Here is a 22,501-nt window from a genome sequence, read left to right on the forward strand (position 1 = left end):
TGGCCACCGGTCACTCGCCGGCTCCGGTCCGGGAGCATACAAGCTACCGACGCTGGGTCGGGGCGCTCATCGCGCGCGCCCACCGGCTGGACACCGTGCAATTCTGGGCGGCCCAGTCCGACGGCGACGATCCCGAACTCGGCGCCCGACGGGTCGATCCGCGTCGCGACCGGGCCCGCGATCTGGACGTCCGCATGATCGCGGCCGACGCGGATACCACGCGCCGACTGCTGGACTCGGGCGTGCCGTTGCCGCACCTGCTGGTCGCCGCCACCGCGGCGACGGTGACGCGGTGGCGGCGGTCGCGCAATCAGGCCACGCCGCCGCCGCTGCTGGCGCTCGAAACACATGGCCGCGCAGACGGTCTCGTCGACGGGCCGGGCGCGCACACCATCGACACCGGCGACACCGTCGGACTGCTGAGCTCGATCTACCCGGTGCGGGTGGCATCGGCCGATCCGCGAGACGTGGGGGAGCTGCTGGCGGCGATCCCCGGCGACGGGCTGGATTACGGCTTGCTGCGTTATCTGCGTGCCGACACCGCCGAACGCCTCGCCCCGTTGCCCGGCCCACAGTTGTTGCTGAACTACCTCGGTGCCGCCCATGCCGCCGGCGGGACCCGGCTGCTGACGCTCGAGCGTGAGCTCCTCGCCGGGGTTTCGCCGCAGCCGGAGCCGGAGCTGGCGGTGCGCCACGAGCTCACCATTGTGGCCGCCATGCTCACGTTCGACGGACAGCGCGTGCTGGCCGCGCAGTGGCGCACGCTGCCGGACATTCTGGCTGACACCGACGTGGCCGAGCTGCAACGTCTTTGGATCGAATCGCTGCTGGAGGTGGTGGCATGAGCACGCTTGCGATCGTGGGCGCGGGAGCCAAGGCGGTTGCGGTCGGGGCCAAGGCGTCCGTGCTGCGCGAGATGGGCGTCGATGCCCCCGAGGTGATCGCGGTCGAACGCATCGGCGTCGCGGCCAACTGGCAAGCCAGCGGCGGTTGGACCGACGGGGCGCACCGGCTGGGCACCAGCCCGGAGAAGGACGTGGGGTTCCCGTACCGCTCCGCGCTGGTGCCCCGCCGCAACGCCGAACTCGACGAACGGATGACCCGCTACAGCTGGCAGTCCTATCTGATCGCCACGGCGTCCTTCGCCGAATGGGTCGACCGCGGGCGACCGGCGCCGACTCATCGCAAGTGGAGCCAATACCTGGGTTGGGTGGCCGAGCAGACCGGCCTCAACGTGGTGCACGGTGAGGTGGAACGGCTGGCCGTTAGTGGCGACCAGTGGACGCTGCACACCCACGAGGCCACCGTGCACGCCGACGCTTTGATGATCACGGGGCCGGGGCAGGCCGAGAAATCATTGCTGCCCGGCAATCCGCGCATGCTGTCGATCGCCCAGTTCTGGGATCGCGCCGCGGGCCACGATCGGATCAGCGCCGAGCGGGTGGCGGTGATCGGCGGTGGCGAGACGGCCGCGTCGATGCTCAACGAACTGTTCCGGCACCGGGTTTCGACCATCACCGTCATCTCTCCGCAAGTGACGCTGTTCACCCGCGGGGAGAGCTTCTTCGAGAACTCGCTGTTCTCCGACCCGACCGACTGGAGCGCTCTGACGCTGGCCGAACGCCGCGACGCGCTGGCCCGCACCGACCGCGGGGTGTTCTCGGCGAACGTGCAGGAGGCGCTGCTGGCCGACGACCGAATCCGCCACTTGCGTGGGCGGGTGGCCCATGCGGTGGGCCGGGATGGTCAGATCCGGCTGACCCTGTCCACCAACCGGGGCAGCGAGAACCTCGAGACGGTGCACGGATTCGACCTGGTCATCGACGGCTCCGGCGCCGACCCGCTGTGGTTCACGTCGTTGTTCGGCCAGGACGTGCTGGACTTGCTGGAGCTTGGCCTGGGCGGACCGCTGACCGCCGACAGCCTGCAGGAAGCGATCGGCTATGACCTGGCGGTCGCGGACGTCACGCCGAAGCTGTTCCTGCCCAATCTGTCCGGGTTGACGCAGGGCCCCGGATTTCCGAACCTGAGCTGCCTGGGATTGTTGTCTGACCGGGTATTGGGAACTAGTGGGGGCTTAGTGGGCCCGCCCAAGCACACGACTAGGAGACGCGATGAGCATCAACCCCTTCGATGACGACAGCGGGACATTCTTCGTGCTCGTCAATGGCGAGGACCAGCACAGCCTGTGGCCGAGCTTCGCCGACACCCCGGCGGGCTGGCGTGTGGTGTTCGGCGAAGCAAGCCGCGCGGAGTGCCTGGAGTATGTCGAACAAAACTGGTCCGACATCCGGCCCAAGAGTCTGCAGGAATCGATCGAGCGTCGTTCATAACACGCGGAGGCGCGCCGCCGTAGCGTCGCCGTAACGTGACCGGCCCGAGACACAATCGCCGGTCACACAAGGCACACTTACACCAACCAAACCGTGGTGACGCGGAACCTGCTGGGGGACAAGATCGCTGAGATCCCGCCACGGTTCGTGCGTATCGAAGGGGGAACCGTGAAGATCGTGAAAACCATGACCACTCTTGCCACCGGCGTGGCGGCGTTCGCCGTCGTAGGGGGAGCCGCCGGTGGCGCTTTCGTCGCGGCACCGATGGATCAGGTGCAGCTGGCAGCCGTCGGCGCGCCGCTTCCGCAGGATCCGCCCCCGCCGCCGCCGGCGCCGGGAGCCCTGCCGACCGCCGACCAGTTGTCGAACCTGTGCACCCAGGCGACCGATCCGGGCGTTTCGTACACGACCAAGAACAACCTGGTCGAAAACGGTATCGCCCCCAACGAGGGGCACGTCGCCGATCACGATCTGCGCAAGGCCTACCGCAACGGGAACTTCCCTGAGACGTTCGCGGTGACCAACATTGCGCCCGCCGGTCCGAACATGGCCCAGGCCGACGTGGCCATCACGGGTCCGAAGTTCGCAGGGCCGGTGGAAAAGCACCTGGTCTTCATCAATCAGGGCGGGAACTGGATCCTGCAACACGACGCCGCCATCGCGCTGATCCAGGCGGCGACGGCGACGAACTAGGCGGTTAGAATTCTGGGCGGCCACACAGCCTGCGCACAGGTTGTGCATGTTTTCTTCATATGGCCTGGTCGTAACGTAGCCGTGCCGAGTCGCGAAACAACAGGAGTAGCAGGCGCGCTGACACCACGCCAGATGTGTGGATCCGTCAAAGTTCGTGCCCGTCGAAGGGGGAACCATGAAAACCGTTAAGTTGCTCGCCACCAGCGTGGCAGCCTTCGCCGCCATCGGGGGTGCGGCCGCAGGCCTGGCCTCGGTCGCGGCGCCAGTGGATCAGGTGCGGCTGGCCGCGGTGGGCGCGCCGCTTCCGCAGGATCCGGCGCCGGCCCCGGCCGCCGCCGACGTCCCGACGGCCGACCAGCTGACCGGCGTGCTGAACAGCCTGGCCGACCCGAGCGTCTCCTTCTCCAGCAAGAGCAACCTGGTGCAAGGCGGCATCAGCGGCATCGAGGCGCACGTCGCCGACAAGAAGCTGCAGAAGGCGGCCAAGAACGGCGACCTGCCCCTGTCGTTCAACGTCACGAACATCCAGCCGGCCGCGGCCGGTTCGGCCACCGCTGACGTCGCGGTCTCCGGTCCGAAACTGGCGTCGCCGGTTACCCAGAACATCACGTTCGTCAACCAGGGCGGCTGGGTGCTGTCGCGCTCATCGGCGATGGAGTTGCTGCAGGCCGCCGGTCAGTGATCTGCGCCCCGCGCGCAGTTGGCGACGCGTGCGGGGTCGGCCAGCACATCTATCGAGACGACCAGGCCACCGCGCACCACGAATCCCATGATGGCCGTTGCCCGCCCGGCGACGAAGATGACCGCGCCGGCGGCGCCGTTGACGGTCGCCGGGCGTACCTCGCGGTCCGGGCCCGCGTAGCCGCGGGCCAGCCTTGCCACGGCGGCGGCACCCTCGGCGCGGAAACCGGGGGTGCCGTGGCCGAAGTCGCCGCGCAGCACCACATTCGGATGCAGCACGGCTAACAGCCGGTCGAAGTCGCCGCTGCGGCCCGCCGCGAAGAAGGCGTCGACGGCCTCCCGCTGGGCGGCCGCGTCGCCGTCGGGGTCCGGATCGGCCTCTGCGATGCGTCGGCGCGCCCGGCTGGCCAGCTTGCGGGTGGCCTCCGGCGTCCGGCCGACGATGGGTGCGATCTGGTCGAACGGCACGGCGAAGGCGTCGTGCAGCACGAACGCCAGGCGCTGCTCCGGCGGCAGGGTGTCCAACACCACGAACAACGCCAGCCCGACCGCGTCGGCCAGCATCGCGCGGTGTTCGGGGTCGAATTCGCCTTCGGCCTCCACGATCGGGTCCGGCAGCGCCACGCTCAGGTCGCGCGTCCGGCGGTCGCGGAGCATGTTCAAACAGATGCGGGCCACCACCGTGGTGAGCCAGGCGTCCAGGTTGGCGATGCCGTCACGGGCGGTGCCGGTCAGCCGGAGCCACGCCTCCTGCACGGCGTCCTGGGCGTCGTCGATCGAGCCCAGCATGCGGTAGGCGATGGCGCCCAGCTGGGGCCTCGCCGCTTCGAAACGCGCCGTCACCGACGCATCCACGGTCACGCACGGCCCTCGGGCAGGGCGCAGACCCGGTTTCCGGAGAAGCCGGACGAGCCGATTCCGAGCGCCAGGTTGAAGCGGGCGCGCAGGTTGCCCAGCGTGATGACGTGGGTGAGCCCGACCAGTTGGGCGGTGTCGAAATGCCGGCGCAGCGCGTCGAAAAGCTCATCGCTCACCTCTACGGGCGTACGGCTGATCGCGGTCGCATACTCGAGGATCAGCTTGTCGACGTCGGAAAAGCACGAGGCGTTGCGATAGTCCGCCAGGGCGAGCAGTTCCTCGTCGGTGATGCCCCACTGGCGGGCGATCTGTGAACCGAGGTCGATGCAGTACTCGCAGCGCACCGTCGTCGCCGACTTGAGCTCCGCGAGCGCGCGGTGGCGGGGGCTGAGGATGTCCAGCTTCGACTCGGCCTGCTCGAGCTTGCCGTAGGCGTTGAGCAACCGGGGGATGTGCGCGTACATCCGCAGCGGTTCCAGCATCCCGGCCGTCTCCAGGCCGGTCATCTGCGCCAGCTTGCGCTTGGTGAAGAAGAAGGCGATCTTGGCGCCCAGGCCGGCATCGCGGTCTGAGACCCCTGGCAACCGGGACATGGCGATCCTCCTAGCAAGTTGTGGTGTGAACCAAACGTCCTCACTGAGTCGACACCCGGCGCGGCGCAAATGTGACCGGCCTAGCCGGGCGGCCCCGGCGCCCGGTCCATGTCGAACACCCGCGCGTGCAGCACGGTGCGGTTGCGCAGCGCCGCGCGGACCGCGCGGTGCAGGCCGTCCTCGAGATAGGTGACGCCCTTCCACCGCACCGCGTGCGGGAAGAGGTCGCCGTAGAAGGTCGAGTCCTCCGACAGCAGGCGGTCCAGCGCGAGCACCGTGGTCGTGGTGACCAGTTCGTCGAGGCGGATCTGCTGCGGCGGAATCTGGGCCCAGTCGCGGTAGGACAGCCCGTGCTCGGGATACGGCTTGCCTTCGCGTACGCCCTTGAAGATCATCGCCGGATCTCTCCCGACGCCCTATGCCGCGACCGGTTCATGCTGGACAGGCTAACCGGAGGACGTGTCGCCAGCCTCGACGCCACCGCAATTCCGACGGCCGCCGCACGGGGCCCGCCGCCCGGGCCCCGGCAACTGGCCGCCGTAACGGTTAGCACGGCTTGCGACCCGTAAAATGGACCCGGGTCAGCGCGGCTCAGGGAGGTGACAACGAGTGGGAAGTGCCGACGATCGTCGCTTCGAGGTGCTGCGTGCCATCGTCGCCGATTTCGTTGCCACCAAGGAGCCGATCGGTTCCAAGAGTCTGGTGGAGCGTCATAACTTGGGCGTCTCGTCCGCGACCGTCCGCAACGACATGGCGGTGCTCGAGGCCGAGGGCTACATCACGCAGCCGCACACCAGCTCCGGACGCGTGCCCACGGAGAAGGGCTACCGAGAATTCGTCGACCGGCTCCACGACGTCAAGCCGCTGTCCTCGGCCGAGCGCAGCGCGATCCTGAGCTTTCTGGACTCCGGTGTCGACCTCGACGACGTGCTGCGCCGGGCGGTACGCCTACTGGCCCAGCTCACCCGTCAGGTGGCGGTGGTCCAATACCCGACGCTGACGTCGTCCACCGTGCGTCATCTGGAAGTGATCGCACTGACCCCGGCCCGCCTGCTGATGGTGGTCATCACCGACACCGGTCGCGTGGATCAGCGCATCGTCGAACTCGGCGACGTCATCGACGATCACCAGCTGTCCCAGCTCCGCGAGATGCTCGGACAGGCGTTGGTCGGCAAGAAGCTCTCGGCGGCCTCGATCGCCGTCGCGGACCTGGCCGGACAGCTCCGCGCCCCGGACGGCCTGGGCGACGCCGTCGGCCGCTCGGCGACGGTGTTGCTCGAGTCGTTGGTGGAACACACCGAAGAACGCTTGCTGATGGGCGGGACCGCCAACCTGACGCGCAACGCCGCGGATTTCGGGGGCTCGCTGCGCTCCATCCTGGAAGCGCTGGAGGAGCAGGTGGTGGTGCTGCGGTTGCTGGCGGCCCAGCAGGAAGCCGGTAAGGTGACGGTGCGCATCGGCCATGAGACTGCCGCCGAGCAAATGGCGGGCACCTCGATGGTGACCACCGCCTACGGCACCTCCGACACCGTCTTCGGCGGAATGGGTGTGCTGGGGCCCACCCGGATGGACTATCCGGGAACTATCGCCAGCGTCGCCGCGGTTGCCCTATATATCGGCGAAGTCCTGGGTGCTCGATGAACGCGCACCCGCGGCATGCGCAGGCGCGCGATAAGGACCAGGTTTAGGAGAGTCAGGCGTGGCACGCGACTATTACGGGTTGCTCGGGGTGGGCAGAAACGCCAGCGATGCGGAGATCAAGCGCGCGTACCGCAAGTTGGCGCGCGAGCTGCATCCCGACGTCAACCCGGACGAGGGCGCGCAGGCGAAGTTCAAGGAGATCAGCGTCGCCTACGAGGTGCTGAGCGACCCCGAGAAACGCCGCATCGTCGACCTGGGTGGCGACCCGATGGAAGGCGCCGCCGCGGCGGGCGGCGGCTTCGGCGGCGGTTTCGGGGGCCTCGGCGACGTGTTCGAGGCCTTCTTCGGCGGCGGCTTCAGCGGTGGCGCGACCTCCCGCGGCCCCATCGGCCGGGTGCGGCCGGGCTCCGACTCGCTGCTGCGGATGCGGCTCGACCTGGAAGAGTGCGCGACGGGCGTGACCAAGCAGGTCACCGTGGACACCGCGGTGTTGTGCGACCGCTGCCAGGGCAAGGGCACCAACGGCGACTCGGTGCCGGTCCCGTGCGACACGTGCGGCGGACGCGGCGAGGTGCAGACGGTGCAGCGGTCGCTGCTGGGCCAGGTGATGACCTCTCGGCCGTGTCCCACGTGCCGCGGCGTCGGAACGGTCATCCCCGACCCGTGCCACCAGTGCATGGGCGACGGCCGGGTCCGTGCCCGCCGCGAGATCAGTGTCAAAATCCCCGCCGGGGTCGGCGACGGCATGCGGGTGCGATTGGCCGCGCAAGGCGAGGTTGGACCCGGGGGAGGGCCGGCCGGCGACCTGTACGTCGAGGTTCACGAGCAGGCCCACGACGTGTTCGTGCGCGAGGGTGACGACCTGCACTGCACGGTGTCGGTGCCCATGGTCGACGCGGCGCTGGGCGCCACGGTCACCATCGACGCGATTCTGGACGGCATCAGCGAGGTCACCATTCCGCCTGGCACGCAACCGAATTCGGTCATCACACTGCGTGGCCACGGGATGCCTCACCTACGGTCGGGCACCCGGGGCGACCTGCACGTCCACGTTGAGGTGGTAGTGCCCAGCCGGCTCGACCACCATGACACCGAACTGCTGCGCGAGCTCAAGACCCGGCGCAGCCGCGACGTGCCCGAGGTCCGCTCGACGCACGCCGGCGGCGGCCTGTTCAGCCGGCTGCGCGAAACGTTCACCGGGCGCTAGCCGCCACGTTTCAGCTCGCCGGGCGTGGAGTCTATGGACGAACTCCGGGTAACTGACGTAGGAGAAACCCATGGTCGCCACCCTCTTCTACGTCGACGCGCTGCCCGATATCGGCTCGCTTGCCGTCGTCGATGGCGACGAGGGGTTTCACGCCGCCACCGTGCGGCGGATCCGACCCGGCGAGCAACTGGTCCTCGGCGACGGCGCCGGCGGCCTGGCGCACTGCGAGGTCGAGCACGCCGGCCGCGACGGATTGCGCGCCCGGGTGCTGAAGCGCTGGGGCGTTGCCGCCGCGCGGCCGCCGGTCACGGTGGTGCAGGCGCTGCCGAAATCGGACCGTTCGGAGTTGGCCGTCGAATTGGCCACCGAAGCCGGCGCCGATGCGTTCCTGGCCTGGCAGGCGGCCCGGTGTGTGGCCAGTTGGCAGGGTGCCCGCGTGGACAAGGGCCTACGCCGGTGGCGCGCCGTGGCGCGTTCGGCGGCCCGGCAATCCCGACGCGCGTACATCCCGCCCGTCGAGGGCGTGCTGTCCACCGCGGGATTGGCCCAGCGGATCCGCGACGACGTGGCCGCCGGAGCCGCGGCGCTGGCGTTGCACGAGTCGGCAACCGACCCGCTGAGCAAACTCGATATCGCCCGCGCGACTTCGTTGCTGCTCGTGGTGGGGCCCGAAGGTGGCATCGCGCCCGACGAGATCGCCGCGTTGACCGAGGCGGGGGCGGTGCCGGTGCGGCTGGGACCCCAGGTGCTGCGCACGTCGACCGCCGCGGCGGTGGCGCTGGGGGCGCTCGGCGTGCTCACCCCGCGGTGGGACCACGCCTCCACCCTGTAGGGCGCCGGCGACCGCCCCGCGTCGTCGCTGGTCCCGGGCGGGCAGGAGCGGATCGGCGCGTCGCGCGGCGACTACCTGACGCCCGCCAATACGCGGCTGAAGGCTGACCAATCTAGGGCCCCGGCGTAGACTTAGGCAGCCGAGCAAACCACCGACAAGCCGAGAAAGCAGGCATCGAGAGCCACGTGACGCCCCGCGAGACCAGCGCTGTTGACGCAGCCGGAGGCCTCCAGGCCAACGCCCAAGTACGCAGCAGCATCGATGTTCCGCCCGACGTCGTCGTCGGCTTGTTGGGCTCCGCGGACGAAAACCTTCGCGCGCTGGAGCGCAGCCTCAGCGCCGACCTGCACGTGCGTGGCAATGCGGTGACCGTCTCGGGCGAGCCGGCCGACGTCGCACTGGCCGAGCGCGCGATTTCCGAACTGGTCGCGATCGTCGCCAACGGACAGCCGCTGACGCCGGAGGTGGTCCGCCACAGCGTGGCCATGCTGGCCGGCACCGACAACGAGTCGCCGGCCGAAGTGCTCACCCTGGACATCCTGTCGCGGCGCGGCAAAACGATCCGGCCCAAGACGCTCAACCAGAAGCGCTACGTCGACGCGATCGACGCCAACACCATCGTCTTCGGGGTCGGCCCGGCCGGCACCGGCAAGACGTACCTGGCGATGGCCAAGGCGGTCAGCGCGTTGCAGACCAAACAGGTGAACCGCATCATCCTGACCCGGCCCGCGGTGGAAGCCGGTGAGCGCCTTGGCTTTTTGCCGGGCACACTGAGCGAGAAGATCGATCCGTATCTGCGGCCGCTGTATGACGCCCTGTACGACATGATGGATCCCGAGCTGATCCCGAAGCTGATGTCCGCCGGGGTCATCGAGGTCGCGCCGCTGGCGTATATGCGTGGCCGCACATTGAATTCGGCCTTCATCGTCCTCGACGAGGCGCAGAACACCACTGCCGAGCAGATGAAGATGTTCCTCACCCGGCTCGGCTTCGGATCGAAGATGGTCATCACCGGCGACATCACCCAGGTGGATCTGCCCGGTGGCGCCAGGTCGGGCCTGCGGTCGGCGATCGAGATCCTGGACAGCGTCGAGGACATCCACATCGCTGAGCTGACCAGTGTGGACGTGGTGCGCCACCGGTTGGTCTCCGAAATCGTCGACGCCTACGCCAAGTTCGAAGAGCCGGGCTTGGGGATGAACCGGGCTGCTCGGCGCGCGTCGGTCTCTCGCGGGCGCCGGTGATGAGGGCTGTGATTGTTTTATGGGCGTCTCATGAGCATTGAAGTGTCCAACGAGTCGGGCATCGACGTCTCCGAAACCGAGTTGATCAGCGTCGCACGGTTCGTCATCGCCAAGATGGACGTCAACCCGGCGGCCGAGCTGTCCATGGTGCTGTTGGACACCGCGGCCATGGCCGACCTGCACATGCGGTGGATGGACCTGCCCGGGCCGACGGACGTGATGAGTTTCCCGATGGACGAGCTCGAGCCGGGTGGCCGGCCCGACGCCCCGGAGCCGGGGCCGTCGATGCTGGGTGACATCGTGCTGTGCCCGGAGTTCGCGGCCGGGCAGGCGGATGCGGCGGGGCACAGCCTCGGCCACGAGTTGGCGCTGTTGACAATTCACGGCGTGCTTCATCTGCTGGGCTACGACCACGGCGAGCCGGACGAGGAAAAAGAGATGTTCACCCTTCAGGACCGGTTGCTAGAAGAGTGGGTCGCCGAGCAAGTCGAGGCCTACCATCAGAACCGCCAGCAGGAGCGCGACCGCCAATTGCTGGACAAGTCAAGGTATTTCGACAATTGAGCCCACGCAAAGCACTCGGAATCGCGGCTGCGGCTGCGGCCGCCATCGCCTTCGCGCCGATCTCGTTGGTGGCCAACACGATCGGGGTGGCAGACGCGGCCCCATGCGCCGGCGGCGGGTCGAACCCGACCAGCTGCAATTGGTGTCAGTATCTGGTGGCGCAGTATCACACCTCCAACGTGTGCTCCCAGGACGCGCCGCCCCGGCGGGCTCAGCCGTCGCCGAGCCCGGTGCAGGTTCCGGAGATTCCCCCTTACGTTCCGCCCGCCCCGGTGCCGGTGCAGGCCACACCGCTCACCCCGCCGAACCTGCCGCCCGCAAACACGGCCCCGACGATCAACGCGGCGGGCCCCGATGCACCGAGAAACGTTCCGGTGGTGGCACCGCCGAGGGGCCTGGACGTTCCGCCGCAGGCGGTGGCGGCGGCCAAGGCCGCGCCGGTAACACGGGTCAACCCCGCCGACCCGCCGAAGCCGCCCACGCAGCTGGACTTCAACCAGCGGGTCCAGAACGTGGTCAGCACGCACCGGGAAAACGTTGATGTCCTCAAGATCGACAATCAACGGCTGATCCGCCCCCGCCACTGGGATTACGTCGACTATGACGACGCTTATCGCCGCCCGGCTCTGTTCAACCCGCTCAATCAGGCGATGACGTTCCGCTACTTCTACAGCGGCGCTTACCGGGAGGCGTACGTGCCGGCCGGTGCCCGGATCGTGCTCGATGCGGCGACCGTCGGCGTGTACCCGTTCGCCGCGGTCGGCGACGGCTGGGTGGCGTCGGGCAGCTTCTACGGCGGGGGCTCGGTACCGCCGGAGGGCTTCAACGGCCCGCCGCCGCCGGACTACAAGCCGCCGGAGCCGGCGAAGGTGTACAAGAACGTCTTGGTCAATGTCCCGGCCGCCAGCCAGACCGTGGAGGTCGCCCAGGTGGCGGTGGTGGGCCTCGACGATAGCCAGCCGGCGGGCAGCCGGGACACCATCTTCCTGCTCGACGACTCCACCCTGGGCTGGGGTCAGGTCAACGACTCCAGCAGCGCCAGCGCCCAGATCAGGCTGACCAAGACCCAGTCGCTGCCGGGCGCCGGGCCGACCGACGACGGCAACTTCCTGGTGGTGCTGGCGGTTCGCCCGCACGAGGAGCCCGCCCAGCCCGCCCAGCCGTGGTGGCCTTCGGCGCTGGGCTACGGGGTGTTGGGGGTAGTGGTGTGCCTCACCGCCTGGGCCCTCAGTCGGAAACGGGACGACGACGACGTAGGGGAGCCCGTCACCACGTCGAGGTCTTCCGGCAGTTGACCGGTCTTTCTTGGCTGCTCGGCGCGATGGCGCTCATCGCTATCGGCGGGCTTTTCGCGGCGATCGACGCCGCCATCAGCACCGTGTCGCTGGCCCGGGTCCAGGAGCTGGTGCGCGACGAGCGTCCCGGCGCGGTGTCACTGGCCGAGGTGATGAACGAGCGGCCGCGCTATATCAACCTGGTTGTGCTGCTGCGCATCACCTGCGAAATCACGGCGACGGTGCTGTTGGTGCTGTTCCTGTACGACAACTTCGGCCTGAGCTGGGGCTTGTTCGGCGCCGCCGCGACCATGGTGGTCATCAGTTTCGTCGTCATCGGGGTAGGTCCGCGCACCCTCGGTCGCCAGCACGCGTATTCCATCTCGTTGACGACGGCCGTTCCGCTGCGGCTCATTTCGTGGTTGTTGATGCCGCTCAGCCGGTTGCTGGTGGTCCTGGGTAACGCGCTGACACCCGGCCGCGGCCTGCGTAACGGGCCGTTCGCATCCGAGATCGAGCTTCGCGAAGTCGTGGACCTGGCCCAGCAGCGCGGCGTGGTCGCCGCCGACGAACGCCGGATGATCGAGTCGGTCTTCGAGCTCGGCGACACCCCGGCCCGCGAGGTGATGGTGCCGCGCACCGAGATGATCTGGATCGAAAGCGACAAGCTTGCCAGTCAAGCGTTGAACCTCGCGGTGCGCAGTGGGCACTCCCGCATCCCGGTGATCGGCGAGAATGTGGACGACATCGTCGGCGTCGTATACCTCAAAGACCTTGTGCAGCAGAGCTTTCTGTCGGGGGATGGTGGTCGTGGCATTACCGTGGCGCAGGTGATGCGTCCGGCGGTGTTCGTGCCTGACTCCAAGCCGCTGGATACGCTGCTGCGCGAAATGCAGCGCGATCGCAACCACATGGCGCTCCTCGTCGACGAGTACGGCGCGATAGCCGGACTGGTGAGCATCGAAGACGTGCTGGAGGAGATCGTCGGCGAGATCGCCGACGAGTACGACCAGGCGGAGACGGCACCGGTAGAAGACTTGGGCGACAGACGTTTCCGCGTTTCGGCGCGGTTGCCGATCGAGGACCTCGGCGAGCTCTACGACGTGGACTTCGACGATGACCTCGACGTCGATACCGTCGGCGGCCTGCTCGCCCTGGAACTGGGCCGGGTTCCGCTGCCCGGGGCCGAGGTGGTCTCACATGGCCTGCGGCTGCAAGCCGAGGGCGGGGCCGATCACCGGGGGCGGGTGCGGATCGGCACCGTCCTGTTGAGCCCGGCCGAACCAGATTCCAACGGCTCCGCCGGTCGTCGGGCCGAAGAGCGTGGCTGAGCGGCGGGACGTCGGCGAATGAGCGAATTCCATTCCGGCTTCGTGTGTTTGGTCGGCCGCCCGAACACCGGCAAGTCGACGCTGACCAATGCTCTCGTCGGCACCAAGGTGGCGATCACCTCGACGCGGCCGCAGACCACCCGGCACACCATTCGCGGCATCGTGCACCGGGACGACTTCCAGATCATCCTCGTCGACACCCCGGGCCTGCACCGGCCGCGCACCCTGCTGGGCAAGCGGCTCAACGACCTGGTCCGTGATACCTATGCCGAGGTCGACGTGATCGGGTTGTGCATCCCGGCCGACGAGGCGATCGGCCCGGGCGACCGATGGATCGTCGACCAAATCCGTTCGAACGCACCGAAGGCGGCACTGGTGGCCATCGTCACCAAGATCGACAAGGTGCCCAGGGACCGGGTGGCCGCGCAGCTGGTCGCGGTCAGCGAGCTGGTCGGCGACTCGGCGGAAATCGTTCCGGTCTCAGCGGCCACGGGGGCGCAGGTGGACGTGCTGATCGACGTGCTCGCCGCGGCGCTGCCCCCCGGCCCGGCGTACTACCCCGATGGCGAGCTGACCGACGAGCCCGAGGAAGTGTTGATGGCGGAGCTCATCCGCGAGGCCGCCCTGGAGGGCATCCGCGACGAGCTGCCGCATTCGTTGGCGGTGGTCATCGACGAGGTCAACCCCCGGGAGGACCGCGACGACCTCATCGACGTGCACGCGCTGCTCTTCGTCGAGCGCGACAGCCAGAAGGGGATCATCATCGGCAAAGGCGGCGCCCGACTGCGGCAGGTGGGCACCGCGGCGCGCGGCCAGATCGAAAAACTGCTCGGCACCAAGGTCTACCTCGACCTGCGTGTCAAGGTCGCCAAGAACTGGCAGAGCGACCCCAAACAGCTTGGTCGGCTGGGCTTCTGAAGTTTGGCGGCATCGGCGACGGGTAGCCGTCGCGTATGACCCAAGCACAGTTGGCTTTAGTGACCGGCGCGTCCAGCGGTATTGGGCTCGAACTGGCCAAGCAGTTCGCCCGGCACGGCTACGATCTGGTCGTGGCGGCCGAAGACGACGCCATCAGAGACGTACCGGACAAACTCTCCCGGTGGGACTCCGCCGTTCAGCCGATTCAGGTCGACCTTCGCACCCCTGACGGGGTGGAGCACTTGTACCAGAGCACGATCGAAGGCGACCGTGTGCTGGGCGCCGCTGCCCTCAACGCGGGCATCGGCCGCGGCGAGATGTTCCTCAAGAGCGAACTCGCCGACGACCTCAGCATCGTTGACCTCAACGTGCGCTCGACGGTTCACCTGACCAAGCTGGTGTTGCGCGACATGGCCAATCGTGACGCCGGCAAGGTGTTGTTCACCTCGTCCATCGCGTCCCAGATGCCGGGTTCGTATCAGCCGGTGTACAACGCGTCGAAGTCGTTCGTCCAATCGTTCGCCCAAGCGCTCCAGGATGAATTGCGCGACACCTCAATCACTGTCACGGCGCTGATGCCCGGACCGACGGACACCAATTTCTTCGGCCGAGCCAAAATGGTCGAGTCCCTGATGGGTAAGGGCCCCAAGGACGATCCCGCCAAGGTCGCCCGGCAAGGGTTCGAGGCGTTGATGCGCGGTGATCACAAGGTCGTCGCCGGATCGATGCTCGTCAAGGCCATGGGTGCCGCCAACCGCGTGCTGCCCGACAGCGTCAAAGCCGTTGGCAATAGGGTGATGTCGCGTCCGCGCTAGGCGAGCACGCGGATTGTCTGCAGTGACGGATCCGCCGCGTCGGGAACGTTCATCCCCGCGCGCACACCGGAACACAGGTAGTCCAGCACGGCCTCGTTGAGGCGCTCGCCGGGTACGACGGCGGGAATTCCCGGTGGATACGGCGTGCACTGCTCGGCTGCGACGCGGCCCGCGGCTTGGTCGGTGCTTACCGCTTCGACGCGCCCGAAGAACGCGTCGCGCGGCAGGCAGACCGTTTCCAACTGCAGCTGCTCGGGCGACGGCAGGTCGATGCGTGGTGGCGGGTCGAAGTCGTCGGCGGCTTTGCGCCACGCCCACAGTGCCTCGGTGAGACGGCCGGCGGTGTCTTTGTCGTCGGCCATGGACAGGGTCGCCAGGATGCGGCGGTGATCGCTCATTCCCGTGTCGACGTGGGCGTGCTCGCGCAGCCAGTCATGAGCCTGATAACCGGAGGTGCCCGTCGCGGACACGTCCATCAGAACTTGCATTCGGTCCAGGTCGTGGGATGCCTGCACGCCGAGCAATTCGTCGTCGAGCACCTCCACATCCGGGATGGCTTCGATGTCCTGGCGCAGCTGGCCCGCGAGATCCAATGCACCACCGAGCAATTCGTGGCCATGCTGCACCATCTGGCGCCGCCACCCGTCCATGGCGGCATACACCAGGACGTTGGGACTGGTCGTCATCAGCAGGTCGGCGCAGGCCGACAAGCGGTCCTGATCGATCAGGTCGCCCTGCACGTGGAACACGGAGCCCTGTTCGAAACCCGCGCCCATCTTGTGGACGCTGACCACGCAGACGTCCGCACCGGCGTCCATCGCCCAGGTCGGCAGGTTCTCGTGGAAAGGCAGGTGCGCCCCCCACGCCTCGTCGATGATCAACGGCTTGCCGCGCGCGTGGCAAACCTCCGCGATCCCCGCGATGTCGGCGCAGGTGCCATACGGGCTCGGGCTGACGATGAGCGCACCGGCGGCGTCGGGGTGCCTGTCCCAGGTCTCCTCCACCTGCCGCGGCGACGGGGGGTGCGAGAAGTGATGCTCGGCGTCCCAGCGGGGGGTGATCCACCGGGGTTGCACGCCCGAGAAGATCAAGCCCGCGACGATCGACTTGTGGCTGTCCCGGCCGACCAGCAGGCTGCCGTCACCGCCGGCCACGGCCATCATCGCCGCTTTCACCGACAAGGAACTGCCGCAGGTGGAGAACCAGGCGATGTCGGCACCCACCGCCTCGGCCATCAGGTCTTCGGCGTGCTTGAGGTACTGGTGGCTGGTCCTGCGGTCATCCAACCCGCCGCTGGCCAGCACGTCGTCGTGAAACGGCTCGCGGCCCAGGACCGCCAGGACCCGGTCATCGGTGCCGCGGCCCTGCCGGTGGCCCGGCGGCGTGAACCCATACCTGTTCTTCTCCCGGTAATCGACCAGCGCATCTAACAGTGGGGCATCAGATTGGTCCATTGTTCCGGTGTACCCACGTGGCTGCCGGCTATGCGACCGCCTCCGCGACCTCGCGCAACCCGTGTGCGTGCACCGCAGTGATTGTCCGGTAGCCGAATTCGCCGAAGAGGACGTGACTCGCTCGCGGTCGCCGCCGATCACCGTGCCGGGGGCCCATTCCCGGTATGGGCATCGACAAACCCGAAGCCGCTCAATCGAAGTCAACTTCGGTGATACGCCGCACGGGTTTCACTTCCGCGACGAGGCCCCGGACACCGGCGGCGTGCCCGTTTCGGCGTTCCACCACATCGTCGGCTGCTTGGTCGACCACCCGCACACGGCCTCCAGTTCGGCGGCCAGCGAGATCAGCATGCCCTCGCTGTTGTGCGGCCCCATCAACTGCACTCCGATCGGCAGCCCCTCGGAGGTGAACCCCGCCGGCACGTTGATCGACGGCCAGCCCAGCACATTCCACGGGAAGGTCAGTGGGCAGGCGGCGATCATCGCTCGATCGGTGCCGAAGCCGCTCAACCGGTCGAAGGCGCGCGCCAGCGGCGGCGGCTGGGCGGTGGTCGGAGCCACGACGACATCGACGATGTCGAAGATCGAACCCACCCGACGCTGGGCCTCGGTTTCGTGCCGGCGCGCAGTGCGCAGGATCGCCTGACCCAGCACATGGCCCACACGCAAGTTGGACACCGTGCGGGGGTCGAGGATCACCCCGTCGCCCAGCCGCTCCTCCCAGTCCCGCAGACCGGCGGTGGACCGGGCAAGGAAATCCCACGACAGCCGCAGCCCGTAGTCGGGGTTGCCCGGCACCACGGTGTGGCCGAGCAGCTCGAGCTGCCTGGCCACGGATCGCGTCGCCGCCAGGATCTCGGGATGCAGCTTGGACCGAAAACCGGTGTACGGGAACCGCGTTGACAGCGCGATGTTCAGCGGGCCGGGCGCGATGCCGACGTAGTCTGAGGCGGTGATCGGGGGCGGCTTGTGCCGGTCGCCCTCGACGTTGCCCGACGCCGCGTCGAGCACCAACGCCGCATCGGCCACCGTGCGGGCCAGCACACCGTTGACCGTGATGCCGTTGAACGCCTCGGGCAGTGGCCAGGTGGAGATGCGGCCGCGCTGCGGCTTGATGCCCACCAGATGCGTCCACGCGGCGGGGATGCGGACGCTGCCCGCGCCGTCCGAGCCGATCGCCGCGGTGACGAGTCCCGCGGCCACCGCGGCCGCGCTGCCCCCCGAGGAGCCGCCCGGGGTGTGCCGGCGCGACCAGGGGTTGCGGGTATGCCCGAACCCGGGTCCGCTGGTGAACGGCCACTGGCCCAGTTCGCAGGTGTTGGTCTTGCCGACGATCACCGCTCCCGCGGCCTTCAGGCGGCGAACCACTTCGGCGTCGTGGGTGGCGGGTGGGACGTATCCCTCGGTGCCGAAGGCGGTCGGCACTCCAGCAACGTCGACGTCGTCCTTGACCGCGATCGGGATGCCCAGCAACGGCGCCGTGTCTCCGGCCGCCCGCCGCCGGTCGGCCGCCGCCGCGTCGGCCAGGGCCGACTCGGTGAGCACCACGCGGAAGGCGTTCAGCGTGGGCTGGCTCGCGTGGATGGCGTGCAGGGACCGGCGCACCAGTGTGACCGACGTCACGGACCGGTTGGCGAGCTGATAGAGCAGGTCAGTCAGTGTGGGCAGGCGCTGGCCACCGGATCCGAAAATGGATCCAGGACCTGACTCGGAAGCGCCAATCACGGGGTACGAGACTAACCGGCGCGGATACCAGCATTGTCGCGGCGGGGTGCAAAACTATGGTGATGCGGCTGTATCGAGACCGGGCGGTGGTGTTGCGCCAACACAAGCTCGGCGAAGCCGACCGGATCGTCACGCTGCTCACTCGCGACCACGGATTGGTCCGGGCGGTGGCGAAGGGCGTTCGTCGCACCCGCAGCAAATTCGGCGCGAGGCTGGAACCGTTCGCGCACATCGACGCGCAACTGCATCCCGGCCGCAACCTCGACATCGTCACCCAGGTCGTCTCGATCGACGCGTTCGCCACCGACATCGTCAGCGATTACGGCCGCTACACCTGCGGGTGCGCGATGCTGGAAACCGCCGAACGCCTGGCCGGGGAGGAGCGGGCCCCCGCCCCGGCCCTGCACCGGCTCACGGTCAGCGCCTTGCGGGCGGTGGCCGACGGCCGCCGCTCCCGGGACCTGCTGCTGGACGCCTACCTGCTGCGCGCCATGGGCATCGCCGGGTGGGCGCCGGCGCTGACCGAGTGCGCCCGGTGCGCCACACCAGGGCCGCATCGCGCGTTCCATGTCGGCGCCGGGGGCAGCGTCTGCACGCACTGCCGTCCAGCCGGTTCGACTACACCGCCGCCGGGCGTGCTGGATCTGATGTCCGCGCTGCACGACGGCGATTGGGAGTTCGCCGAAGAGGCCCCGCAATCGCACCGCAGCTACGTCAGCGGACTGGTGGCCGCGCACCTGCAATGGCATCTGGAACGCCAGCTCAAGACGTTGCCACTGGTGGAACGGCCGTATCACGTCGACCGCACCATCGCCGAACGGCGCGCAGCGCTGATGGAGCAGTTGGACTGTGGCTAAAGCTGAGCGCAAGCTCAAGTCGACCGGCTTTCCGCAGCTGCCCCCGGCGCCCGACGATTACCCGGTTTTCCCCGACAAATCGACATGGCCGGTGGTCTTCCCCGAGCTGCCGCCGTCGCGTGACGGCGGCCCGAGCCGGCCGCCGCAGCACACCTCGAAAGCGACCCCGCCGCGTATTCCTGCGGACCGATTGCCCAATCATGTGGCCATCGTCATGGACGGCAATGGCCGCTGGGCCACCGAGCAGGGACTGACCCGCACCGATGGTCACCGGGCGGGCGAGGCGGTAGTCATTGACGTCGTCTGTGGGGCAATAGAAATCGGCGTCAAGTGGCTGAGTCTTTACGCGTTTTCCACCGAGAACTGGAAGCGGTCGCCCGAAGAGGTCCGCTTCCTGATGGGCTTCAACCGGGACGTGGTCCGCATGCGCCGGGTGAACTTGAAGACCATCGGTGTCAAAATCCGGTGGGTGGGTTCGCGGCCACGGCTGTGGCGCAGCGTGATCAATGAGTTGGCGATTGCGGAGGACATGACGAAGGACAACGACGTCATCACGGTCAACTACTGCGTCAACTACGGAGGTCGCGCCGAAATCGCGGATGCTGCAAAGGAAATCGCGCGCTTAGCCGCCGTCGGCAGGCTGAACCCGGAACGCGTCACGGAGTCGACGGTGGCGCATCACCTGCAACGGCCCGACATCCCCGACGTGGACCTCTTCCTGAGGACCTCGGGGGAGCAGCGGTCCAGCAACTTCATGCTGTGGCAGGCCGCTTACGCCGAGTACATCTTCCAGGACAAGCTGTGGCCCGACTACGACCGCCGCGACCTGTGGGCGGCGTGCGAGGAATACGCTTCGCGCAACAGAAGATTCGGGAGCGCATAGTGGGGACCGGAAGCGCGGCGGAGCCGGGCGCAACGGGTCCTCACGGGGAGGATCCAATGCCGTCACTGCAGGAACGTCTGGCGTCGGCACTCGGTGTCGTTCTTGCGGTCGAGGAGGAGTCCGACGGGGCGCTGACGGTGCGCCATGCCGGGACCATCGCGTCGTTGCGGGTGGTGAACATCGCCGACGACCTCGACCTGGTGTCGCTCACCCAAGTCTTGGCGTGGGACCTGCCGCTGACCAAGAAGATCAGTGATCAGGTCGCCAAGCAGGCCCGCACCAGCAATTTCGGCAGCGTCACGATGGTCGAAAAGGTCAACGAGAAGGCCGTGCAACGCAACTCGGGCAAAGGCGCGGCCAAGACCGCCGACGTGATGCTGCGCTACAACTTTCCCGGCGGCGGCTTGACCGACGACGCGCTGCGCACCCTGGTTCTGTTGGTGCTGGATAGCGGCATAGAGATACGTCGCGCATTGACGGGTTAGGGCGCTAGGACACCGCCGATTCGGTCACCGCGATGGCTACCGATCCCCGGGCGTTTTCGCGCACGCGGGTCTGCAGCAACGAGCGTAGGAGGTCTTGGTCGTGCTGAGCCGGCCGGGTCGACTCGACGAAGCGCTCGATGACTTCGACGAAGCGATCCGGGTCGTCCTTGAACGGCATGTGCCCGGAGTTCTCGAAGATCTCTAAGCGTGACCCGGGCACCGCATCGTGGGCCATCCGGGCGTGGTCTACCGGGATCACCAAGTCGTGCTCACCCCAGATCACTTGCACCGGAATGGGTTGCGCGAGATAGCTTCGGTCCAGCATTGTGACGAATTGGCCACGCCTGTCCACCACCGACCGCAAGGTGCGTGCGAACGCCGACAATGCGCGCGGGTCCCGGAAGCCTTCGAGCAGATTCACCACATCGGCGACGTCGTGCCCGAGGTTAGTGGGGCCCAGTACGGTAGCCATGGCCCGCCCGAACAGTCGGACCGCCGGCATCACGCCCGGCATGCGCAGCATGGCCAGGGCCTCGCTGCCCAACGGCATCGCCGCCAATCGCAAGGCCACGCTTACTTCCTGGGCGACGCCACCGCTGCTGACCAGCACGATGCGCTCCACCAGCTGCGGGTACTGATAGGCGAATTGCATTGCGACACCGCCACCGAACGAATGCCCGACCAGGGTGACGCGGTCAATGTCAAGCGCGGCAAGCAGGTCACGCATGCCGTTCGCGAAGGCCGCCAATGAGTAGTCGGCGCGTGGTTTGTCCGATTCCCCGTGGCCCAGCAGGTCCGGTGCGATGACCGTGAACCGTCGCGCAAGTTTGGCGTGCACAGGCTCCCATGCCGTGGACTTGTCGCCGACGCCGTGGATCAGCAACAGAGCCGGTCCCGACCCGGCGACCCGGAAGGCGCGTCGGTGGCCGTGGATGGTGCGAAATTGCAGTGACGGAGCCTCGACGTCGCGTACGGGCCGCAGATGGGGTGATGCGTGGTGCCGCATGGTGCTCTCAATTCCCTAGAGTTCTTGCTTGTCTCGGCCTGTGGGCCACTCATGGGTAGGAGCACGCGGGGCGCGCGTGTTGGACACTTTTTTCAGAACTTTTTTCCACCGTGCCGCGTTCGGCCGGCTCGGGTCAGCCTAGGACCCGCACTGTGAACACGTGCCGAAGATCTCGATGGTGTGGCTGACGTCGGAGTAGCCGTGTTTGGAGGCGACTTGCGCCGCCCACTGTTCGACCTCGTGGTCGCCAACTTCGATGGTGGAACCGCAGCTGCGACAGACCAGATGGTGATGGTGGTGTTCGGAACACCTGCGGTAGACCGACTCGCCGGTGTCGGTGCGCAGCGTGTCCACCATTCCCGCCGCCGCCATTGACTGCAGCGTCCGGTAGACGGTGGTCAGCCCGATGTTCTCGCCGCGGCGGCGCAGCTCGTCGTGCAACTCCTGCGCCGAGCGGAAGTCGTCGAGGGTGTCCATCAGCGTGGAGATCGCCGCCCGCTGACGGGTCGATCGGATACTCGCGCCTGTCATTGGCGCCCCACCTCAGCATCGCTTCGTTCTGCATCGTCGCCGGCGCGTGTCATTGTGTGTCCTCGCTCGCGTGGGCGACCGCGTCCACCACGATGTGCGCCAGGTGATGGTCGGCAAGCCGGTACAGCACCTCGCGGCCGGATCGCTCCCCGGCGACGACGCCGGCGGCCTTCAGGATCTTCAGGTGCTGGCTGACCAGTGGCTGCGGCACGCCGAGCGCGTCGACCAGCTCGTGCACGCAGCGCTGGGATTCACGCAACTGCAGCACGATGGCGATCCGCACCGGGGCGGCCAGCGCGCGCAGCAGCTCACCGGCCGCGTCGAGAATCTCGCGCGGCGGCGGGACGGGGTAATCGGCCGGCGGGTGTCCGGCGGACCCGGTTTCGCCGTGCTCGTGGGCAACCACGCTCATCGCCGGTCCCACGTCACCATCGGCGGCGGCCGGCAGCGAGGAAGGCGGGGATGGGGACATCGCCATGGAGAGAGTCATCACCTCGAGAAGGGCCAGGTAGCGGGGAGGGCGCGCCGTGAGGCGGTCGACTTCCACTGTCACATGCATGATGACGCATGTCAAAG

The 22,501-nt window shown here is 68.0% G+C and carries 24 protein-coding genes and 1 pseudogene; 17 read left to right on the top strand and 8 right to left on the bottom strand.

From position 1 onward, the window contains the following. From A5750_RS05625 to A5750_RS05645, 5 genes and pseudogenes are all read left to right on the top strand, one after another. Positions 1 to 845: pseudogene (locus A5750_RS05625) on the top strand (non-ribosomal peptide synthetase); the annotation flags it as partial. Beyond that, positions 842 to 2,137: an NADPH-dependent L-lysine N(6)-monooxygenase MbtG gene (gene mbtG / locus A5750_RS05630; RefSeq protein ID WP_067261537.1), complete on the top strand. Its 1,296-nt coding sequence runs from the start codon at positions 842 to 844 to the stop codon at positions 2,135 to 2,137. The pseudogene A5750_RS05625 and the gene mbtG, both read left to right, overlap by 4 nt. Further along, entirely contained in the window at positions 2,115 to 2,333 is a 219-nt protein-coding gene (locus tag A5750_RS05635; RefSeq protein ID WP_067261539.1) for an MbtH family protein, read from the top strand. Before mbtG ends, A5750_RS05635 begins: the two co-directional genes overlap by 23 nt. Positions 2,334 to 2,519: 186 nt before the next feature. Then, positions 2,520 to 3,026, top strand: a complete 507-nt coding sequence (locus tag A5750_RS05640) for a hypothetical protein (protein WP_369817384.1) — start codon at positions 2,520 to 2,522, stop codon at positions 3,024 to 3,026. Positions 3,027 to 3,201: 175 nt separating this feature from the next. Continuing rightward, positions 3,202 to 3,708, top strand: coding sequence for a hypothetical protein (locus A5750_RS05645; protein ID WP_066954056.1), 507 nt, complete (start codon positions 3,202 to 3,204; stop codon positions 3,706 to 3,708). On the opposite strand, the gene A5750_RS05650 is transcribed toward A5750_RS05645, so the two are convergent. From A5750_RS05650 to A5750_RS05660, 3 genes are all read right to left on the bottom strand, one after another. Beyond that, the gene (locus tag A5750_RS05650; RefSeq protein ID WP_067261542.1) at positions 3,702 to 4,568 is read right to left on the bottom strand and encodes a sigma-70 family RNA polymerase sigma factor; all 867 of its coding nucleotides are present in this window, start codon (positions 4,566 to 4,568) and stop codon (positions 3,702 to 3,704) included. The genes A5750_RS05645 and A5750_RS05650 overlap by 7 nt on opposite strands. Next, entirely contained in the window at positions 4,565 to 5,158 is a 594-nt protein-coding gene (locus A5750_RS05655; protein WP_066954041.1) for a carboxymuconolactone decarboxylase family protein, read from the bottom strand. Before A5750_RS05655 ends, A5750_RS05650 begins: the two co-directional genes overlap by 4 nt. A gap of 80 nt (positions 5,159 to 5,238) precedes the next feature. Further along, complete coding sequence (locus A5750_RS05660; protein WP_066954038.1) at positions 5,239 to 5,553, bottom strand: type II toxin-antitoxin system VapB family antitoxin; 315 nt, start codon at positions 5,551 to 5,553, stop codon at positions 5,239 to 5,241. Positions 5,554 to 5,767: 214 nt separating this feature from the next. On the opposite strand from A5750_RS05660, the gene hrcA reads away from it, so the two are divergent. The 9 genes from hrcA to A5750_RS05705 all read left to right on the top strand — a co-directional run bounded on the left by hrcA (position 5,768) and on the right by A5750_RS05705 (position 14,984). Further along, positions 5,768 to 6,799 carry a heat-inducible transcriptional repressor HrcA gene (gene hrcA, locus A5750_RS05665; protein ID WP_066954034.1) on the top strand — a complete coding sequence of 344 codons (1,032 nt, stop codon included), beginning with the start codon at positions 5,768 to 5,770 and terminating at the stop codon, positions 6,797 to 6,799. Positions 6,800 to 6,857: 58 nt separating this feature from the next. Beyond that, complete coding sequence (gene dnaJ, locus A5750_RS05670) at positions 6,858 to 8,006, top strand: molecular chaperone DnaJ (RefSeq protein WP_066954031.1); 1,149 nt, start codon at positions 6,858 to 6,860, stop codon at positions 8,004 to 8,006. A gap of 70 nt (positions 8,007 to 8,076) precedes the next feature. Further along, positions 8,077 to 8,838, top strand: coding sequence for a 16S rRNA (uracil(1498)-N(3))-methyltransferase (locus A5750_RS05675; protein ID WP_066954030.1), 762 nt, complete (start codon positions 8,077 to 8,079; stop codon positions 8,836 to 8,838). A 185-nt stretch (positions 8,839 to 9,023) separates the two neighbouring features. After that, the gene (locus A5750_RS05680) at positions 9,024 to 10,082 is read left to right on the top strand and encodes a PhoH family protein (protein WP_066954027.1); all 1,059 of its coding nucleotides are present in this window, start codon (positions 9,024 to 9,026) and stop codon (positions 10,080 to 10,082) included. Between the two features lie 30 nt (positions 10,083 to 10,112). Continuing rightward, positions 10,113 to 10,646 carry an rRNA maturation RNase YbeY gene (ybeY, locus tag A5750_RS05685; protein ID WP_067261545.1) on the top strand — a complete coding sequence of 178 codons (534 nt, stop codon included), beginning with the start codon at positions 10,113 to 10,115 and terminating at the stop codon, positions 10,644 to 10,646. Beyond that, a complete protein-coding gene (locus tag A5750_RS05690; protein WP_082948326.1) occupies positions 10,643 to 11,941 on the top strand; it encodes a hypothetical protein in 1,299 nt (432 codons plus the stop codon). The genes ybeY and A5750_RS05690 overlap by 4 nt, the downstream gene beginning before the upstream one ends. Continuing rightward, a complete protein-coding gene (locus A5750_RS05695; protein ID WP_066945272.1) occupies positions 11,938 to 13,251 on the top strand; it encodes a hemolysin family protein in 1,314 nt (437 codons plus the stop codon). Before A5750_RS05690 ends, A5750_RS05695 begins: the two co-directional genes overlap by 4 nt. 18 nt (positions 13,252 to 13,269) lie before the next feature. Next, complete coding sequence (gene era, locus A5750_RS05700) at positions 13,270 to 14,169, top strand: GTPase Era (RefSeq protein WP_066945275.1); 900 nt, start codon at positions 13,270 to 13,272, stop codon at positions 14,167 to 14,169. A gap of 35 nt (positions 14,170 to 14,204) precedes the next feature. Beyond that, on the top strand, positions 14,205 to 14,984 hold the full coding sequence (locus A5750_RS05705; RefSeq protein ID WP_066945278.1) for an SDR family oxidoreductase: 780 nt from the start codon (positions 14,205 to 14,207) through the stop codon (positions 14,982 to 14,984). Here A5750_RS05705 and A5750_RS05710 read toward each other — a convergent pair. Both A5750_RS05710 and A5750_RS05715 read right to left on the bottom strand, forming a co-directional pair. Next, complete coding sequence (locus A5750_RS05710) at positions 14,981 to 16,438, bottom strand: aminotransferase class I/II-fold pyridoxal phosphate-dependent enzyme (protein WP_066945281.1); 1,458 nt, start codon at positions 16,436 to 16,438, stop codon at positions 14,981 to 14,983. The two genes, A5750_RS05705 and A5750_RS05710, sit on opposite strands and share 4 nt — an antisense overlap. Positions 16,439 to 16,666: 228 nt before the next feature. Further along, a complete protein-coding gene (locus tag A5750_RS05715) occupies positions 16,667 to 18,163 on the bottom strand; it encodes an amidase (RefSeq protein WP_066945284.1) in 1,497 nt (498 codons plus the stop codon). 62 nt (positions 18,164 to 18,225) lie between these two features. Between A5750_RS05715 and recO the strand changes: the two genes are divergently transcribed. From recO to A5750_RS05730, 3 genes are read left to right on the top strand one after another with little or no spacing between them, the layout of a single operon-like run. Next, positions 18,226 to 19,020, top strand: coding sequence for a DNA repair protein RecO (gene recO, locus A5750_RS05720; protein WP_066945346.1), 795 nt, complete (start codon positions 18,226 to 18,228; stop codon positions 19,018 to 19,020). Next, complete coding sequence (locus tag A5750_RS05725; protein ID WP_066945286.1) at positions 19,013 to 19,903, top strand: decaprenyl diphosphate synthase; 891 nt, start codon at positions 19,013 to 19,015, stop codon at positions 19,901 to 19,903. The genes recO and A5750_RS05725 overlap by 8 nt, the downstream gene beginning before the upstream one ends. Positions 19,904 to 19,959: 56 nt before the next feature. Beyond that, a complete protein-coding gene (locus tag A5750_RS05730) occupies positions 19,960 to 20,388 on the top strand; it encodes a hypothetical protein (RefSeq protein WP_066945289.1) in 429 nt (142 codons plus the stop codon). A gap of 4 nt (positions 20,389 to 20,392) precedes the next feature. Here A5750_RS05730 and A5750_RS05735 read toward each other — a convergent pair whose 3' ends face one another. From A5750_RS05735 to A5750_RS05745, 3 genes are all read right to left on the bottom strand, one after another. Beyond that, complete coding sequence (locus tag A5750_RS05735; protein WP_066945292.1) at positions 20,393 to 21,394, bottom strand: alpha/beta fold hydrolase; 1,002 nt, start codon at positions 21,392 to 21,394, stop codon at positions 20,393 to 20,395. A 138-nt stretch (positions 21,395 to 21,532) separates the two neighbouring features. Beyond that, the gene (locus A5750_RS05740; protein ID WP_066945296.1) at positions 21,533 to 21,925 is read right to left on the bottom strand and encodes a Fur family transcriptional regulator; all 393 of its coding nucleotides are present in this window, start codon (positions 21,923 to 21,925) and stop codon (positions 21,533 to 21,535) included. Positions 21,926 to 21,974: 49 nt separating this feature from the next. Further along, positions 21,975 to 22,403, bottom strand: a complete 429-nt coding sequence (locus A5750_RS05745) for a metalloregulator ArsR/SmtB family transcription factor (RefSeq protein WP_067261569.1) — start codon at positions 22,401 to 22,403, stop codon at positions 21,975 to 21,977. Positions 22,404 to 22,501: the final 98 nt, after the last annotated feature.

Origin of the sequence: Mycobacterium sp. 852002-51613_SCH5001154, assembly GCF_001667425.1 — a bacterium.
Lineage (GTDB): Bacteria > Actinomycetota > Actinomycetes > Mycobacteriales > Mycobacteriaceae > Mycobacterium.

Bases quoted from the DNA above. Each gene is read 5' to 3' on its own strand.
- mbtG (WP_067261537.1), top strand. From the start codon at position 842: ATGAGCACGCTTGCGATCGTGGGCGCGGGAGCCAAGGCGGTTGCGGTC.
- A5750_RS05635 (WP_067261539.1), top strand. From the start codon at position 2,115: ATGAGCATCAACCCCTTCGATGACGACAGCGGGACATTCTTCGTGCTC.
- A5750_RS05640 (WP_369817384.1), top strand. From the start codon at position 2,520: ATGACCACTCTTGCCACCGGCGTGGCGGCGTTCGCCGTCGTAGGGGGA.
- A5750_RS05645 (WP_066954056.1), top strand. From the start codon at position 3,202: ATGAAAACCGTTAAGTTGCTCGCCACCAGCGTGGCAGCCTTCGCCGCC.
- A5750_RS05655 (WP_066954041.1), bottom strand. From the start codon at position 5,158: ATGTCCCGGTTGCCAGGGGTCTCAGACCGCGATGCCGGCCTGGGCGCC.
- A5750_RS05660 (WP_066954038.1), bottom strand. From the start codon at position 5,553: ATGATCTTCAAGGGCGTACGCGAAGGCAAGCCGTATCCCGAGCACGGG.
- A5750_RS05675 (WP_066954030.1), top strand. From the start codon at position 8,077: ATGGTCGCCACCCTCTTCTACGTCGACGCGCTGCCCGATATCGGCTCG.
- ybeY (WP_067261545.1), top strand. From the start codon at position 10,113: ATGAGCATTGAAGTGTCCAACGAGTCGGGCATCGACGTCTCCGAAACC.
- era (WP_066945275.1), top strand. From the start codon at position 13,270: ATGAGCGAATTCCATTCCGGCTTCGTGTGTTTGGTCGGCCGCCCGAAC.
- A5750_RS05705 (WP_066945278.1), top strand. From the start codon at position 14,205: ATGACCCAAGCACAGTTGGCTTTAGTGACCGGCGCGTCCAGCGGTATT.
- A5750_RS05710 (WP_066945281.1), bottom strand. From the start codon at position 16,438: ATGGACCAATCTGATGCCCCACTGTTAGATGCGCTGGTCGATTACCGG.
- recO (WP_066945346.1), top strand. From the start codon at position 18,226: ATGCGGCTGTATCGAGACCGGGCGGTGGTGTTGCGCCAACACAAGCTC.
- A5750_RS05730 (WP_066945289.1), top strand. From the start codon at position 19,960: ATGCCGTCACTGCAGGAACGTCTGGCGTCGGCACTCGGTGTCGTTCTT.
- A5750_RS05735 (WP_066945292.1), bottom strand. From the start codon at position 21,394: ATGCGGCACCACGCATCACCCCATCTGCGGCCCGTACGCGACGTCGAG.
- A5750_RS05740 (WP_066945296.1), bottom strand. From the start codon at position 21,925: ATGACAGGCGCGAGTATCCGATCGACCCGTCAGCGGGCGGCGATCTCC.
- A5750_RS05745 (WP_067261569.1), bottom strand. From the start codon at position 22,403: ATGGCGATGTCCCCATCCCCGCCTTCCTCGCTGCCGGCCGCCGCCGAT.